Here is a 15,306-nt window from a genome sequence, read left to right on the forward strand (position 1 = left end):
ACATTCCGCCACAGGCCACCGCAGTGGCCAGCGTCGCTCGGACGGTTCCGGGCGCTTACGTTATCCGAGGCAACAATGGCCGAACAAGGTTCACCGCGCCGCTTTGCGCGCATAGATCGACTCCCCCCTTACGTTTTCAACATCACTGCCGAGCTGAAGATGGCCGCCCGTCGTCGTGGCGAAGACATCATCGACTTGAGCATGGGCAACCCCGACGGCGCCACGCCGCCGCACATTGTCGAAAAACTCGTCACCGTCGCCCAGCGCGAAGATACCCATGGCTACTCCACGTCCAAAGGGATTCCGCGCCTGCGCCGGGCGATTTCCAATTGGTACAAGGATCGCTACGAAGTCGACATCGACCCGGAAACCGAAGCCATCGTCACCATCGGCTCCAAGGAAGGTCTGGCGCATTTGATGCTGGCCACCCTCGACCAGGGCGACACCGTGCTGGTGCCTAACCCGAGCTACCCCATTCACATCTACGGTGCCGTGATTGCCGGCGCCCAGGTGCGGTCGGTGCCGTTGATCCCTGGCGTGGACTTCTTCGCCGAGCTGGAACGGGCGATTCGCGGCTCGATCCCGAAACCGAAGATGATGATCCTCGGCTTCCCGTCCAACCCCACCGCCCAGTGCGTGGAGCTGGATTTCTTCGAACGGGTGATCGCCCTCGCCAAGCAGTACGACGTTTTGGTGGTGCACGACCTGGCCTACGCCGACATCGTCTACGACGGCTGGAAAGCCCCGTCGATCATGCAGGTGCCCGGCGCCAAGGACATCGCGGTGGAGTTTTTCACCCTGTCCAAGAGCTACAACATGGCCGGCTGGCGCATCGGTTTCATGGTCGGCAACCCGGAGCTGGTCAACGCCCTGGCGCGGATCAAGAGCTATCACGACTACGGCACGTTCACCCCGCTGCAAGTCGCGGCCATCGCAGCGCTGGAAGGCGATCAGCAATGCGTCAAAGACATTGCCGATCAATATCGGCAGCGGCGTAATGTGCTGGTCAAAGGCCTGCATGAACTAGGCTGGATGGTCGAGAACCCGAAAGCCTCGATGTATGTCTGGGCCAAGATTCCCGAGGCTTATGCACACATGGGCTCGCTGGAATTCGCCAAGAAATTGCTGGCCGAGGCCAAGGTCTGTGTCTCGCCGGGTGTAGGATTTGGCGAGTATGGGGATGATCATGTGCGCTTCGCGCTGATCGAAAACCAGGACCGGATTCGTCAGGCCGTGCGCGGGATTCGCGGGATGTTCCGGGCGGATGGGCTAGTGACCAAAACCAACGCCTGACACATTGATCGTTCCCACAAAAAAACCGCATCGCTGCGGTTTTTTTGTGTTTGCCAATCGTGTCAGACGAACAACGACAACAGCAGGATGAAGCCCAGGCCCACCACGGACAGGATGGTTTCCATCGCGGTCCAGGTCTTGAAGGTTTCCGCCACGGTCATGTTGAAGTACTGTTTCACCAGCCAGAAACCGGCGTCGTTGACGTGGGACAGAATCAACGAACCGGCACCGGTGGCCAGCACCAGCAGCTCACGGTTCACGCCCGGAATCATCCCCACCACCGGCACCACGATGCCCGCGCCAGTAATGGTTGCCACGGTTGCCGAACCGGTCGCGATACGGATCACCGCCGCCACCAGCCATGCCAGAAGGATTGGCGAGATCTGCGCTTCCACCGCCATGTTGCCGATGACATTACCCACACCGCTGGTCACCAGCATCTGTTTGAAGCCGCCACCGGCACCGATGATCAGGATGATCGCGGCGGTTGGTGCAAGGCTCGCGTCCAGCCATTTGAGCATCTGTTGCGAACCGATGCCCTGCTTGTAGCCGAAGGTGTACAGCGACAGCAGCAACGCCAGCAGGAGCGCCGAGATCGGGTGACCGATCAGGTCCATGAAGGTGCGGAAGAAGTTGCCGTCCGGCAGCGCCACATCGGCAAAGGTCTTGAGCAGCATCAGGAACACGGGCGACAGCACGGTGACCAAGGTAATGCCGAAGCTAGGCAGATCGCCTGCATCCTCATCGCGCACCAGTTGGTCCACCAGTTCCTGATTCGGATGACCGGGAATGTGCTTGGCAATGAACGTGCCGTAGATCGGACCGGCGATAATAGCGGTCGGCAACGCAACGATCAGACCGTAAAGAATGGTTTTACCGATGTCGGCACCGAACACGCCGATGGCCAACAATGGACCCGGATGCGGCGGAACCAGACCATGCACGGCAGACAAACCAGCCAGCAGCGGGATACCGATCTTGATGATCGACACGCCAGTGCGACGGGCCACAATGAACACCAGCGGAATCAGCAGCACGAAGCCGATTTCGAAGAACAGCGGAATGCCGACCAGGAACGCGGCGAACATCATCGCCCACTGCACCTTGTCCTTGCCAAAGGCGCGAATCAACGTCTGCGCAATCTGATCCGCACCGCCTGATTCGGCCATCATTTTTCCGAGCATGGTGCCCAGCGCCAGGATGATGCCGACGAAACCAAGCACGCCACCGAAGCCGTCCTGGAACGCCTTGATGATGGTGCCGATCGGCATGCCGGACGTCAGCCCGAGGAAGGCGGCGGCGATGATCAGTGCGAGGAATGGGTGCAACTTGAACTTGGTGATCAGGACGATAAGCCCGATCACCGTGACCACTGCATCTAGCAGCAGAAACGTCTCGTGGGACATGCCAAACATTAGGGGTGTCTCCTGGTTGTTGTTGTTATTAAAGCGGTTAATCAGAAGCCGTCAGGACAGCGCTATCTCTTGGAGTAAAACTCAACTGGCGAGTTTCAAGCCATGATCGAGCCACCAGGCATGAGCCTGCTTCGCCAATTCATCGACGCTGTGGCTGGACGCATCCAGAGCCAGGGTCAGGGGCTCACCAACGGGCGATTCAAGGGTGGCGAACTGGCTGTCGATCAAGGTCGACGGCATGAAGTGGCCCGGCCGATGAGACACACGATCGGCGGCGACTTCGGGGGTCAGCTCAAGGAAAACGAAGCCCAGGCCCGGCAAGGCACTGCGCAAGCGTTCGCGGTAACTGTGTTTGAGGGCCGAGCAAGTCAGCACCGGGCGTTCGCCCTTGGCATCGACGCGGCGCAGTTCATCGCACAGGCTGTCGAGCCAGCCGGCACGGTCTTCATCGTTCAGGGGGATACCCGCGCTCATCTTTTCGATATTGGCGGCAGGGTGAAAAGTGTCGCCTTCAATGGCGGTCGCGCCGCTAAGCTGGCACAGGGACTGGCTGACGCACGTCTTGCCGCAACCGGCAACGCCCATGATGACCAGGGCGGTGATGGGATGATTCATGTAACACCTCAGCGCGCAGACAGCGCTACCTTTGCTACGTAAGACTCAAGTGCAAAAGCAGAAATTGCCGACGCCTTCTTGTCATTTTTGTGGGTTGCAGCATGTTCGTTCTCGATGCCAAAAAGCGAGGATCAGGCAAACCTCGTTCACGCATTTGCAGCTGCATCGAGACAGCGCTACCTTAGTGCCTTGAATTTTGTTTGGCAAGCCGTCCGATGAATACCCCTAAAAACGATAAAAATACTCGCACCACTGGCCGCCCTACCCTCAACGAAGTCGCGCGCCTGGCCGGTGTCAGCCCGATTACCGCGTCCCGCGCACTGCGCGGCGTCAGCACGGTGGCCACCGAACTGGTGGAAAAAGTCCAGAAGGCCGCCCTCGACCTGAACTACGTGGTCAACCCCGCCGCCCGCGCATTAGCCTCGGCCCAGAGCCATTCCGTGGTGGTTTTGGTGCCCTCGCTGTCCAACCTGCTGTTCATCGACACGCTGGAAGCCATTCATCAGGTTTTGCGACCAAAGGGCTTCGAAGTGCTGATCGGCAACTTCCATTACTCGCGTGATGAAGAAGAAAACCTGCTGCGCAATTACATGGCTTATCAGCCTCGCGGCTTATTGCTTACCGGTTTCGACCGCACCGAAAGTTCGCGACGAATGATCGAGGCCAGCAACATTCCCTGCGTCTACATGATGGAGCTGGACAGCGGGGCCGGGCTCAATTGCGTCGGCTTTTCGCAACTGGCTGCCGGCGAAACGGCGGCCGAGCATTTGCTGTCACGCGGGCGCAAGCGTCTGGCCTACATCGGCGCTCAACTGGACCAGCGCACGCTGCTGCGCGGCGAAGGTTTCCGCCGCGCGCTGCAAAAGGCCGGTTTGTATGATCCGGCCCTGGAAATACTGACCCCGCGCCCCTCCTCCGTCGGTTTGGGCGGTGAGCTGTTTCTGCAACTGCTGGCCAGTCACCCGCAGGTCGATGCGATCTTCTTCGGTAACGACGACTTGGCCCAGGGCGCATTGCTCGAAGCCTTGCGCTGCGGCATCAAGATCCCCGAACAAGTGGCGATCCTCGGATTCAACGACTTGCCCATGTCCGAACACATGGTCCCACGCCTGAGCAGCATCAACACTCCGCGCGAAGCCATTGGCCGTCGCTCCGCGGAACTGATGCTGACCTTGCTGGCCGGCAATTCAGTGACCAAGCCGGTGCAGGATATGGGGTTTGAATTGAAGGTGCGCGAGAGCACCTGACGCACGACCATTCCCACGCTCCGCGTGCTAGATTCCGATACCTGGAACAGCAAACGGAGAAGCTCAATGGGACATACGCTGAAGATTTTGGGTAGGGCCTCGTCAATCAACGTCAGGAAAGTGCTGTGGACCTGCGACGAACTGAGCGTTTCCTACGAACGCGAAGACTGGGGCAGCGGTTTCGCATCGACCCAGAGCCCGGAATTTCTCCAGCTCAACCCCAACGCACAAGTGCCGGTGCTCATCGACGAAGCCGGCGTGCTGTGGGAGTCCAATACCATTTGCAGGTACCTGGCCGGCAAACACCAAAACACTGACCTGTTGCCCATCGAACCTGCGGCGCGCGCTCGCGTAGAGCAGTGGATGGACTGGCAAGCCACCGAACTCAACCCGTCGTGGGGCTACGCCTTTTTTGCACTGGTTCGGCAATCGCCAGATTTCCAGGACTCACAGCGGATTGCTGATGGCGTTCGCGGCTGGAACGCGAAGATGGGCATCCTCGAACAGCAACTCACGGCAACCGGTGCGTATGTTGCCGGGCCACGGTTCACGCTGGCCGATATTCTCATTGGGTTGTCGGTCAACCGCTGGCGGATGACACCGATGGAGCGCCCGGACTACCCCGCCGTCGACGCCTATTGCCAACGACTGGCGCTGCGGCCGGGGTTCATGGCACACGCCTGTAATGGCGTGCCTTGATTCACCTGAACGATTTACCCGGCCCAGTTCAGGCGCGAAACCTGTGGGAGCGGGCTTGCCCGCGATAGCGAAATGTCAGTCGACGAATGTGTTGAATGTGACGCTGCCATCGCGGGCAAGCCCGCTCCCACATGGATTGCGGTCTGCGACCATTCCCAACAGTGCCCGCACCGGCGCCGAAGGTTCTTTGTTGGGCGCGACCACCAAGGCAAACTCGCGATCGATACGCGGCGTCACGGGCACGACACGCAAGCCTTGGCGATTACTCGGCAGGGTCATTTCCGGCACCAGGGTCACACCGATATTTTCCCGCACCAGGGTGAACGCACTGCTCCACTCTCGCACCTCGGCCCGCACATCCAGCAGCTGCAGCCCGGCGTCGGCGGCCAGGCTGCGGGCATTGGTCGAACAACCGCCCGTGGCCAGTACAAAGGGTTGCTCCGCCAGTTCCGCCAATGAAACGCCCTCCTCATTCGAGCGGCGCGCCAAGGGGTGGCCACCGGGAAGCACCGCCACCCAGGCATCACGCCCCAAACGACCGGCATTGCGCGCGGGTGCCGGGTTCAACGCCACGCCGACATCCACCAGCCCGGTACTGAGCAATGTTTCCACTTCATCGTCGCTGACCTCCAGCGCCACCACTTGAATGCCGGGGTACAGCCGATTGAACTGGCGCAGCAGCGGCGGCAGAAAGGTCGCCAGCACCAATGGGAAACTGGCCAGGCGAATCGTCCCGCGCTGGATATCTTTAGTGGCATCGACGGTGCTGCGAATGTTCTCCAGAGCACCGAGCATGGCTCGCGCCTGTTCGATCACAGGCAAGCCGATGGCAGTCGGCAAGGTCTGACGGTTTTCCCGGCTGAACAGCTGAACGCCCAGGGTTTCTTCGATCAGTGCCAACGCCTGACTGGCACCGGACTGAGTCATTCCGACCCGCTCGGCGGCCCGGGTGATGTTGCCGGTATCGGCCACCGCCACCACCATTCGCCAATGCATCAGGTTCATCATGGCAGTAGCTTTCCTAATGGCAGTTTTCTGAAAGATTAATTTTACCGAGCATGCCGCGCACTATGACACTGGCGCAAATCCGCAACCAGAGCCCTGTCCATGAAGTTGTATTACGCCCCGCAAGCCTGCTCATTGGCGCCGCACATTGTGCTGCGTGAACTGGATTTGCCTTTCGAGTTAGTCCGCGTCGACAACAGCACCAAGCAAACCGTCAGCGGCGAGAACTTCCTGACTATTAATCCAAAAGGCTACGTTGCGGCATTGCAGCTGGCTAACGGTGATGTGCTGACCGAAGGCCCGGCGATCCTCCAATACCTGGCAGACCTGCGGCCTGAGGCGAACCTGGCACCGGCGAACGGGGTGTTCGAGCGGGTGCGCTTGCAGGAATGGCTGAATTTCGTTTCGACCGAGATTCATGGCGGGCTGGGTTGGCTGTTCAATTCGCAGTTTCCGGGTGATGTGAAAGCGCTCATCAAAGAGAAGCTGTTCAAGCGATTTGTCGTGTTGAGTCAGACGCTGGAGGGGCAGGATTATTTACTCGCTGGCGGATTCAGTATCGCCGATGCGTATCTGTTTACGGTGTTGCGGTGGGCTCGGCTGTTTGCGATTGATTTGGATGATTGGCCGGCGTTGGCGCGGTTTCAAGCGAGGGTTGATCAGCGGCCAAGCGTGAAAGCGGCGTTGGCGGCGGAGTTGGTGTAAGGCGCTGAATCGCTTCGCGGGCAAGCCTTTGCTCAAAACGGGAACCTGTCCGCCTCTGTGCCACCGCGCTGGGATTTCTTGCAGATTGATTGGTTATTTCGATAGACGTAATAAAACGGAGCCCGAGGACTCGAGCTCCGTTGACGCGGAATCAGTGGCCGAACACGCCCACCTTCTTGGCCTTCTTGTCCGCACGTTTTTCATCGGCGGTTTTAGCCGGTTTCTTCTTTGCCGCTTTCTTTGAATCCATGCCTTTGGCCATGATACATACTCCACTCATACGGGACGTGAGATCAGGTATACACCTATCCTCGCGCCCGCGTTCTTTTATAATCACCCGCTTTGCGTACCGACAGTCCGAATCCATGTCCAACACCCAGTACACCTTGCTCGACGAGCCGTTATGGCCGTTGATGAACAAGTTTTACCGCGCCCACCAATCGTCGATGAAAGCGGTCCGCGACGCTCGGTTGTGGGTGGCAAAACGCGATGAGATCATTGCGGCGTTATGTTTGCGGCCAGTGGCGGGCGGGCATTGGTTGACCGGGTTGTTCGTCGATCCGGGCTGTCGTGAGCAGGGGATCGCCGCGACGTTGATCGCCCACGCCGTCAAGCACCTCGAAGAGCCGGTCTGGTTGTTTTGCCATCCGGATTTGCGTGGCTTTTATGAGCGCCGCGGTTTTACCTTCGACCCGCCCCTGCCCTACGCCATGGCTGAACGATTGAGTCGTTATGCGCGCAGCAAACCGATGATTGCGATGGGGTTGGAACCGAAGCACTAGAGCCCTGTGAAGATCGAATGTGGGAGCGGTGGATTCAGGGACGGTGTCAGTCGTCCGCCGCAGGGTCGAGGTCAGGGAACATCACCTCGGTAAACCCGAACTTGCTGAAATCACTGATGCGCGACGGGTACAACCGGCCGATCAAGTGATCGCATTCATGCTGCACCACCCGCGCATGAAATCCCGAGGCAATGCGCACGATCGGCTCACCCTTGGGATCGAAGCCTTCATAACGAATCTGCTGATAACGATTCACCGCACCACGCAGGCCCGGCACCGACAGGCAGCCTTCGAAACCCTCTTCGAGGGTCGGGCTCAATGGCGTGATCAGCGGATTGATCAAAATCGTCTGCGGCACCGCTTCGGCGTCCGGATAGCGTTCGCTGTGTTCGAAACCAAAGATCACCAGTTGCAGGTCGACACCGATCTGCGGCGCGGCCAGGCCGACCCCGCCGACGCTTTCCATGGTCTGGAACATGTCATCGATCAATTGCCACAACTCGGGGCTGTCGAACATTTCTGCCGGCACCGGTGGGGCAATGCGCAGCAGGCGCTCATCGCCCATTTTCAGAATTTCACGGATCATTTTATGGCTTCGTCAGTGGTCGGCTTGATTGAGTGGTCCCGTCCCAGTCCCGAAACGTGGTGTTTGGGTTCTTCGGGCACCTTTTCGCCAGGCTTCTTGCCTTCGGATGACATGTGCTCGATCACCGCGTTCATTTCCGCGCCGAGCAATAGCACCGCGGCGGAAATATAGAAGTACAGCAACAACACGATGATCGCGCCGATACTGCCATACATGGCGTTGTAGTTGGCGAAGGTTTTGACGTAGAGACCGAAGCCCAGCGAAGCGATGATCCAGACCACCACGGACAACACCGCACCCGGGGTGATGAAGCGAAACTCTTGTTTGACGTCGGGCATGACGTAGTAAATCAGCGCCACCGCCATCATCAACAGAATAACGATCACCGGCCAGCGCACAATGGTCCATAAGGTTACGATGAAATCTTCGAGGCCCACTTGCGCGGCAATCCAGCCCATCACCTGCGGCCCGAGCACCATCAGCGCGGCGGCGATCAGCAACATGCCGGCGATGCCAATGGTGTAGAAAATCGACAGCGGAAAACGCTTCCAGACCGGACGGCCTTCGACTACGTCATACGCGGCGTTCATCGCGCTCATCATCAACCGCACGCCGGCGGACGCGGTCCACAGGGCGATCACGATCCCCACCGACAATAATCCCCCCTTGGACTGCTGCAGCTGATCGATCACCGGGTTCACCTGCTCCAGCGCCTGGGGCGGCAGAACCAGTTCTGATTGCAGGCGCAGCCAGGAGAAGAAGTCCGGCAAGTGCAGAAAACCGATCAGGGCGATCAGGAACAGGATGAAAGGGAACAGCGAGAACAGCATTTGATAGGCCAGCGCCGAGGCATAGGTCGACATTTCGTCGTCGACGAACTCGGTGACCGTGCGCATCATCACGCGATGCAGGGGCAGACCTTTCATGGTAGGAAAAAACATTAGCGTCTCCTTTCGCCGCAAAAAGGTTGAAGTCATGGCGACTCAGAGGCCGTTTTCTACAACAAAGTAGCCTACTTGGCGACTTTGAAACAATTTCCTTGCTCAAGTTCAAGCTGACACAAAAACGGCCATCCGCGGATGGCCGTTTCTATTACTCGTCAAAGCCCGGGTTACGCCTTGTCGATGCCTTTTTTGAGAGCATCCTTGGCTTTGCCGACCGCTTGCTGGGCTTCGCCTTTCTTTTCCTGCACCACGCCTTCGGCGCGCATTTTGTCGTTACCGGTGGCCTTGCCGACGCCTTGCTTGACGTTGCCGGCCGCTTCGTTTGCCATGCCTTTAACTTTATCGCCAGTGCTGCCCATGGTATTTCTCCTGTGAACATTCAACGGGGAAAGTGGTTACACAAGGATTGACCGAAGGCCTTTGCGCAGAGTTTCATTTATTTATTAACCGGACATTTCGCAGGTTAGGCTTTATGTTTGCAGGCTTTGCCCCGAGAATGCGCAACGTATTCAGGCCATGGCGCTGAAGATCCAATCCCGTAGGAACGTTATGAAACTCGATAAAAAGCAGGCCATTGCCCGCAGAAACCAGGAACTTGGCGGTGCGGTGCTCGGCGTCAACAACTGCCATTTCACCGAATTGAACCGTAACCGCAACATTTTCTGGTTCGATATCCCGGTCGCGCGTCTGGCCGTTGGTCAGTACGAATGGATTCACTTGCTGATGCATACCCCGGATACCGACGAACTGCTGCACCTGAAAGTGCCGACGGTGTTCCTGCGCGAGAAACTCGAAGGCCTGGTGGTGCGCAACCAAGGCAAGCGCAAGGCTGCATTGAGCCTGGAACTGAGCGCCGACAAAGACTCCTACCTGCAGGACATGCGCCCGGCCGGTACCAACGTCAATTTCGCGCAGTTCCGCCTGTAAGTTGATCGCTCCCACGCTCTGCGTGGGAACGATCAGTCAAGCAACAAAAAGCCCCGCATCTGCGGGGCTTTTGTTTGATTAGGCGCTGACTTTCTTCACGCCCAGTTTCTTCAGCTCTTCGTCGCGCAGTTCGCGGCGCAGAATCTTGCCGACGTTGGTGGTCGGCAGCGCGTCGCGGAATTCCACGGCCTTGGGCACTTTGTAGCCGGTAACGTTGGCGCGCATGTGCTCCATCACCTGTTCCTTAGTCAGGGTCACGCCCGGTTTGGCGACGATGAAAATCTTGATCGCCTCGCCCGACTTCTCGTCCGGCACACCGATGGCCGCGCATTGCAGCACGCCCGGCAGGGTCGCCAGCACGTCTTCAAGTTCATTGGGGTACACGTTGAAACCGGAGACCAGGATCATGTCTTTCTTGCGATCGACAATGCGCATGTAACCGTCAGGCTGGATCAGCGCGATGTCACCGGTCTTCAACCAGCCTTCGCTGTCGAGTATTTCATCAGTGGCGTCCTGACGTTGCCAGTAGCCCTTCATGACTTGCGGACCTTTCACACACAATTCACCGATGGCGCCCAACGGCTGTTCAACACCGGCATCGTCAATGATTTTGCACAGGGTCGACGGTACCGGGATACCGATGGTGCCGATCTGGATGTTCTGGCTCGGGTTCACCGTGGCCACCGGGCTGGTTTCGGTCATGCCATAACCTTCGCAGATCGGGCAACCGGTGACCGCTTTCCAGCGTTCGGCCGCGGCCAGTTGCAAGGCCATGCCGCCGGACAGGGTGATTTTCAGACTGGAGAAATCCAGCTTGCGGAACGCTTCGTTGTTGCACAACGCGACGAACAGCGTGTTCAGGCCGACGAAACCGCTGAACTTCCACTTCGACAGTTCCTTGACCATCGCCGTCAGGTCGCGCGGGTTGCTGATCAGGATGTTGTGGTTGCCGATCAACATCATCGCCATGCAATGAAAGGTGAACGCATAGATGTGGTACAGCGGCAGCGGCGTGATCAGAATCTCGCAACCTTCGTTGAGGTTGGAGCCCATCAGCGCCTTGCACTGCAGCATGTTCGCCACGAGGTTGCGGTGGGTCAGCATCGCGCCCTTGGCCACGCCGGTGGTACCGCCGGTGTATTGCAGCACGGCGACGTCGCTGCTGGCCGGGTTGGCTTCAGCCACTGGCTGGCCATGGCCCTTGCGCAGCACGTCATTGAATTTGATGGCCTTGGGCAAGTGATACGCCGGGACCATCTTCTTCACGTACTTGATCACGCTGTTGACCAGCAGACGCTTGAGCGGTGGCAACAGGTCGGCCACTTCAGTAACGATCACGTGCTTGACGCCAGTCTTCGGCACCACGAGCTCGGCCAAATGCGCCATATTCGCCAGGCAGACCAAGGCTTTGGCGCCGGAGTCGTTGAATTGGTGTTCCATTTCCCGCGCGGTGTACAACGGGTTGGTGTTGACCACGATCAGCCCGGCGCGGATGGCACCGAAGACGGCGACCGGATACTGCAACACATTGGGCAGTTGCACGGCGATTCGATCGCCGGGCTGCAAATCGGTATGCTGTTGCAGGTAAGCGGCAAAGGCACCGGACAATTCGTACAGCTCACCGTAGGTGATTGTCTTGCCCAGGTTGCTGAATGCCGGTTTGTCAGCGAAGCGTTGGCAGGACTGCTTCAACACTGCCTGAATATTCGGATACTCGTCTGGATTGATCTCGGCAGCAATTCCAGCTGGGTACTTATCCTTCCAAAAGTCTTCGATCATGGAAGCCCACTCCTCAGCAACGCGAATTCAAATACCGCATTTGATGCGATTATTATTGGTGTTTGATTATTGGTGAGTCTGGCTTTTAACAAGGCCGAGAGGTCACAAAGCGCGCCGAGAGTAGCAGCTTTGCCAAGGGCCGACTAGAGCCAAAATCGGCCTCCATGGTCACGTTTATGACTCTTGAATATTCAATAGTCACTTTTAGAGCAAAAATTCTATAGCGCCTTTGAAGCCCCTGAAACCGGGGTTTTAGCCCCTTAAAAGCTTCGCGGGCAAGCCTCGCTCCTACAGGGTTCGCGTCGTTCACTGCTATGTGAACAACACTGGGCCTGTGGGAGCGTGGCTTGCCCGCGATCCGCACGATGCGCGACCATTCAACGATCAGGCGATCTCTCGCAACTCCCGCCGCAGAATCTTGCCCACCGGCGTCATCGGCAACGACTCACGCAAGACGATGTGTTTGGGCACTTTGTAGGCGGTGAAGTTTTCCTTGCAGTAGGCTTTCAGCTCTTCAAGGCTGACCCCGGATTCACGGGCCACCACAAACAACTTCACCGCCTCTCCCGAACGCTCGTCCGGCACGCCGATCACCGCGCAGTTGGCGACTTTCGGGTGAGCCATCACCACGTCTTCGATTTCGTTCGGGTACACGTTGAAGCCCGAGACGATGATCATGTCTTTCTTGCGATCGACGATGCGCACGAAACCGTCCGGATCGATCACCGCGATGTCACCCGACTTGAACCAGCCGTCGGCGTCCAGCACTTCGGCGGTGGCTTCGGGTTTCTGCCAGTAACCCTTCATGATCTGCGGGCCCTTGATGCACAATTCGCCGCGCTCGCCCAGCGGCTGCTCGACGCCCTCATCGTTGATGATCTTGAGCGTCGTGCCCGGCACCGGCAAGCCGACCGTGCCGATGCGCGACTTGTCGCCGTAGGGATTGGTGCAGGCCACCGGCGAGGTTTCGGTCAGGCCATAACCCTCGGTGATCCGGCAACCAGTGAGCTGCTCCCAACGCTCGGCCGTGGCCTTGACCAGCGCGGTGCCGCCGGAATTGGTGAGTTTGAGACTGGAGAAGTCCAGGGTCTTGAAGTCGGGGTGGTCCATCAGGGCGACGAACAGCGTGTTGAGCCCCAGCAGTGCCGAGAACCGCCAGTTTTTCAGTTCCTTGATGAAGTTACCAATATCTCGTGGATTGGTGATCAGCACGTTGTGGTTGCCGGTCACCATCATGCACATGCAGTTCGCCGTGAAGGCATAGATGTGGTACAGCGGCAGCGGAGCGATCATCACTTCCTGGCCTTCGCGCAGCAGCGGTTGGCCGTCGGTGCCGAATTGCCCGAGACACGCGCGCGCCTGTTGCATGTTCGCCACCAGATTACCGTGGGTCAGCATGGCGCCCTTGGCCAGCCCGGTGGTGCCGCCGGTGTATTGCAGCACGGCGATGTCATCGAGGCCGACGCTCAGCGGTTTGATGCCCAGACCTCGGCCAAGACGCAACGCGCTCTTGAAGGAAATGGCCTGGGGCAATGAATAGTCCGGGACCATTTTCTTGACTTTGCTCACCAGGGTATTGACCAGCCAGCCCTTGGCGGTGGGCATCAAGTCGCCCATCTTCGCTTCGATCAGGTACTGAATGTCGGTGTCGGGCAGCACTTCCTGGACCTTTTTCCCGAATACGTTCAGGTAAACCAGCGCCCGGGCACCGGAGTCCTTGAATTGATGGCGCATCTCCCGGGCGGTGTACAACGGGTTGGTATTGACCACGATCAGCCCGGCGCGCAAGGCACCGAACACGGCAATCGGGTAATGCAGGATGTTGGGCATCTGCACCGCAATGCGATCCCCCGGCACCAGGTCGGTGTGGGCTTGCAGGTAACCGGCGAAAGCAGCGCTGTAGCGTTCCAGTTCGGCGTAGGTCAGGGTCACGCCCATGTTGCTGAATGCCGGGCGGTCGGCAAATTTCTTGCAGGAACGCTCGAACACCTCAATCACCGACTTATAGGCCCCAAGGTCAATATCCAGGGGCACGCCGGCCGGGCGTTTGTCATTCCAGAAATCAGGTTGCATTGTTTTTGTCCTCTTTACCTGAACCTATCCGGGGCCGCTTTTTTGTCCTTCTCTCTCATTCCTCAAAAGCAGAAAGCGAAAAGCGGTGCTTCCCGGACACTAGCAGCTATGGTGAATCAGGCAAATATGCGCACGCTCGTCATTGATCGCGTGAATCTTGCTGCCCCGGCGTGGCCTGATCAGACGGCATGCGTTGGATGCGCTATACAATGCAGCGGGGCTGTTTTCCCATCGCAGCCCAAAGCAAAGGAATCGCCATGATCCACGACACTTTCTGGCTGACCGCGAGTGACCGCAGTCGCCTCTTCGTCAACCAGTGGTTGCCGGCCGCGCCGCTCAAGGCGGTGATCCTGCTGGCCCACGGCATGGCGGAACACAGCGGTCGCTACGCCCGTCTGGCGCAAGCCTGCTGTGATCAGGATTACGGCGTTTATGCGCCGGACCTGCGTGGACATGGCAAAACCGCCGAAAACGGTACGTTGGGCCATTTCGCCGATGACGATGGCTGGTGCAAAGTCGTCGGCGATTTGGCCAGCCTTAACCAACAGATCGGCCAACAGCATCCCGGCGTGCCGATCGTTTTGCTCGGCCACAGCATGGGCAGTTACATCGCCCAGGCTTATTTGCTGCACCACAGCGCCAGTCTGCACGGGGCGATTCTCAGCGGCTCGAATTTCCAGCCTGTAGCGCTCTATCGCGCAGCGCGACAGATTGCTCGCCTGGAACGCCTGCGCCAAGGCCCCAAGGGGCGCAGCGCGCTGATCGAGTGGCTGTCGTTCGGTTCATTCAACAAGAAATTCAAACCGGCGCGCACGCCGTTCGACTGGCTGAGCCGCGACCCGGCCGAAGTCGACAAATACGCCAATGACCCGCTCTGCGGCTTTCGCTGTACCAATCAACTGTGGATCGATTTGCTCGGCGGCTTGCAGCAAATCAGCAAAGCGTCCAATCTCGCCCAGATCGATCCGGGCCTGCCGCTGCTGGTGATTGGCGGCGAATGTGATCCGGTGAGCGAAGGCAAACGTCTGAAAGATCTGGCCCACGCGTTGCGCAACGCTGGCTGCCAGAGCCTGCAGCTGACTATCTACCCGCAGGCCCGGCATGAACTGTTCAATGAGAGCAACCGCGACGAAGTGACGGCCGACGTGCTGAACTGGATCGCCCAAGCCTTGAGCGCTCGCCGGCCACCCAGAACCGAATAGTTTTTTTGTGGATTTTTTAATTCGTCACAGGAAT

Annotated in this window: 15 protein-coding genes; 7 read left to right on the top strand and 8 right to left on the bottom strand. The window is 58.5% G+C overall.

The window, feature by feature from the left end; all coding sequences use genetic code 11:
- The first annotated feature begins 75 nt into the window (after positions 1 to 75).
- Positions 76 to 1,293 carry an alanine transaminase gene (gene alaC, locus PSH97_RS21150; RefSeq protein ID WP_123357886.1) on the top strand — a complete coding sequence of 406 codons (1,218 nt, stop codon included), beginning with the start codon at positions 76 to 78 and terminating at the stop codon, positions 1,291 to 1,293.
- Positions 1,294 to 1,355: 62 nt separating this feature from the next.
- On the opposite strand, the gene PSH97_RS21155 is transcribed toward alaC, so the two are convergent.
- Together PSH97_RS21155 and PSH97_RS21160 are read right to left on the bottom strand one after the other, a co-directional pair.
- Positions 1,356 to 2,708, bottom strand: coding sequence for a GntP family permease (locus tag PSH97_RS21155; protein WP_217854227.1), 1,353 nt, complete (start codon positions 2,706 to 2,708; stop codon positions 1,356 to 1,358).
- An 81-nt stretch (positions 2,709 to 2,789) separates the two neighbouring features.
- Positions 2,790 to 3,323, bottom strand: a complete 534-nt coding sequence (locus PSH97_RS21160) for a gluconokinase (protein WP_007902444.1) — start codon at positions 3,321 to 3,323, stop codon at positions 2,790 to 2,792.
- A 215-nt stretch (positions 3,324 to 3,538) separates the two neighbouring features.
- Here PSH97_RS21160 and gntR point away from each other — a divergent pair, with 215 nt between their 5' ends.
- Together gntR and PSH97_RS21170 are read left to right on the top strand one after the other, a co-directional pair.
- Positions 3,539 to 4,570 (top strand): HTH-type transcriptional regulator GntR, encoded by a 1,032-nt coding sequence (gene gntR, locus PSH97_RS21165; RefSeq protein WP_305446570.1) that lies wholly within the window; start codon positions 3,539 to 3,541, stop codon positions 4,568 to 4,570.
- Positions 4,571 to 4,636: 66 nt separating this feature from the next.
- On the top strand, positions 4,637 to 5,269 hold the full coding sequence (locus PSH97_RS21170) for a glutathione S-transferase family protein (RefSeq protein WP_305446571.1): 633 nt from the start codon (positions 4,637 to 4,639) through the stop codon (positions 5,267 to 5,269).
- A 75-nt stretch (positions 5,270 to 5,344) separates the two neighbouring features.
- Here PSH97_RS21170 and PSH97_RS21175 read toward each other — a convergent pair whose 3' ends face one another.
- Complete coding sequence (locus tag PSH97_RS21175) at positions 5,345 to 6,277, bottom strand: LysR family transcriptional regulator (RefSeq protein ID WP_305446572.1); 933 nt, start codon at positions 6,275 to 6,277, stop codon at positions 5,345 to 5,347.
- Positions 6,278 to 6,376: 99 nt separating this feature from the next.
- On the opposite strand from PSH97_RS21175, the gene gstA reads away from it, so the two are divergent.
- Both gstA and PSH97_RS21185 read left to right on the top strand, forming a co-directional pair.
- The gene (gene gstA, locus PSH97_RS21180; RefSeq protein WP_305446573.1) at positions 6,377 to 6,979 is read left to right on the top strand and encodes a glutathione transferase GstA; all 603 of its coding nucleotides are present in this window, start codon (positions 6,377 to 6,379) and stop codon (positions 6,977 to 6,979) included.
- Between the two features lie 365 nt (positions 6,980 to 7,344).
- The gene (locus PSH97_RS21185) at positions 7,345 to 7,761 is read left to right on the top strand and encodes a GNAT family N-acetyltransferase (RefSeq protein ID WP_305446574.1); all 417 of its coding nucleotides are present in this window, start codon (positions 7,345 to 7,347) and stop codon (positions 7,759 to 7,761) included.
- A 46-nt stretch (positions 7,762 to 7,807) separates the two neighbouring features.
- On the opposite strand, the gene def is transcribed toward PSH97_RS21185, so the two are convergent.
- From def to PSH97_RS21200, 3 genes are all read right to left on the bottom strand, one after another.
- Positions 7,808 to 8,347 carry a peptide deformylase gene (gene def, locus PSH97_RS21190; RefSeq protein WP_305446575.1) on the bottom strand — a complete coding sequence of 180 codons (540 nt, stop codon included), beginning with the start codon at positions 8,345 to 8,347 and terminating at the stop codon, positions 7,808 to 7,810.
- The gene (locus PSH97_RS21195) at positions 8,344 to 9,288 is read right to left on the bottom strand and encodes a YihY/virulence factor BrkB family protein (protein ID WP_305446576.1); all 945 of its coding nucleotides are present in this window, start codon (positions 9,286 to 9,288) and stop codon (positions 8,344 to 8,346) included. Before PSH97_RS21195 ends, def begins: the two co-directional genes overlap by 4 nt.
- A 170-nt stretch (positions 9,289 to 9,458) precedes the next feature.
- Positions 9,459 to 9,650, bottom strand: a complete 192-nt coding sequence (locus PSH97_RS21200) for a CsbD family protein (protein ID WP_128870210.1) — start codon at positions 9,648 to 9,650, stop codon at positions 9,459 to 9,461.
- A 190-nt stretch (positions 9,651 to 9,840) separates the two neighbouring features.
- On the opposite strand from PSH97_RS21200, the gene PSH97_RS21205 reads away from it, so the two are divergent.
- Entirely contained in the window at positions 9,841 to 10,218 is a 378-nt protein-coding gene (locus PSH97_RS21205; RefSeq protein ID WP_123719252.1) for a hypothetical protein, read from the top strand.
- 78 nt (positions 10,219 to 10,296) lie between these two features.
- Here the strand turns inward: PSH97_RS21205 and fadD1 are convergent, their stop codons facing one another.
- Entirely contained in the window at positions 10,297 to 11,997 is a 1,701-nt protein-coding gene (gene fadD1, locus PSH97_RS21210; RefSeq protein WP_305446577.1) for a long-chain-fatty-acid--CoA ligase FadD1, read from the bottom strand.
- 384 nt (positions 11,998 to 12,381) lie between these two features.
- Positions 12,382 to 14,070: a long-chain-fatty-acid--CoA ligase FadD2 gene (gene fadD2, locus PSH97_RS21215; protein WP_305446578.1), complete on the bottom strand. Its 1,689-nt coding sequence runs from the start codon at positions 14,068 to 14,070 to the stop codon at positions 12,382 to 12,384.
- Positions 14,071 to 14,327: 257 nt separating this feature from the next.
- On the opposite strand from fadD2, the gene PSH97_RS21220 reads away from it, so the two are divergent.
- On the top strand, positions 14,328 to 15,272 hold the full coding sequence (locus PSH97_RS21220) for an alpha/beta hydrolase (protein ID WP_305446579.1): 945 nt from the start codon (positions 14,328 to 14,330) through the stop codon (positions 15,270 to 15,272).
- Positions 15,273 to 15,306: the final 34 nt, after the last annotated feature.

Source organism: Pseudomonas cucumis (assembly GCF_030687935.1).
Taxonomy (GTDB): domain Bacteria; phylum Pseudomonadota; class Gammaproteobacteria; order Pseudomonadales; family Pseudomonadaceae; genus Aquipseudomonas; species Aquipseudomonas cucumis.

Coding starts and splice junctions, on each gene's coding strand:
- PSH97_RS21200 (WP_128870210.1), bottom strand. CDS start 9,650: ATGGGCAGCACTGGCGATAAAGTTAAAGGCATGGCAAACGAAGCGGCC.
- PSH97_RS21185 (WP_305446574.1), top strand. CDS start 7,345: ATGTCCAACACCCAGTACACCTTGCTCGACGAGCCGTTATGGCCGTTG.
- PSH97_RS21160 (WP_007902444.1), bottom strand. CDS start 3,323: ATGAATCATCCCATCACCGCCCTGGTCATCATGGGCGTTGCCGGTTGC.
- PSH97_RS21155 (WP_217854227.1), bottom strand. CDS start 2,708: ATGTTTGGCATGTCCCACGAGACGTTTCTGCTGCTAGATGCAGTGGTC.
- alaC (WP_123357886.1), top strand. CDS start 76: ATGGCCGAACAAGGTTCACCGCGCCGCTTTGCGCGCATAGATCGACTC.
- fadD2 (WP_305446578.1), bottom strand. CDS start 14,070: ATGCAACCTGATTTCTGGAATGACAAACGCCCGGCCGGCGTGCCCCTG.
- PSH97_RS21175 (WP_305446572.1), bottom strand. CDS start 6,277: ATGATGAACCTGATGCATTGGCGAATGGTGGTGGCGGTGGCCGATACC.
- def (WP_305446575.1), bottom strand. CDS start 8,347: ATGATCCGTGAAATTCTGAAAATGGGCGATGAGCGCCTGCTGCGCATT.
- PSH97_RS21220 (WP_305446579.1), top strand. CDS start 14,328: ATGATCCACGACACTTTCTGGCTGACCGCGAGTGACCGCAGTCGCCTC.
- PSH97_RS21170 (WP_305446571.1), top strand. CDS start 4,637: ATGGGACATACGCTGAAGATTTTGGGTAGGGCCTCGTCAATCAACGTC.
- PSH97_RS21205 (WP_123719252.1), top strand. CDS start 9,841: ATGAAACTCGATAAAAAGCAGGCCATTGCCCGCAGAAACCAGGAACTT.
- fadD1 (WP_305446577.1), bottom strand. CDS start 11,997: ATGATCGAAGACTTTTGGAAGGATAAGTACCCAGCTGGAATTGCTGCC.
- gntR (WP_305446570.1), top strand. CDS start 3,539: ATGAATACCCCTAAAAACGATAAAAATACTCGCACCACTGGCCGCCCT.
- gstA (WP_305446573.1), top strand. CDS start 6,377: ATGAAGTTGTATTACGCCCCGCAAGCCTGCTCATTGGCGCCGCACATT.
- PSH97_RS21195 (WP_305446576.1), bottom strand. CDS start 9,288: ATGTTTTTTCCTACCATGAAAGGTCTGCCCCTGCATCGCGTGATGATG.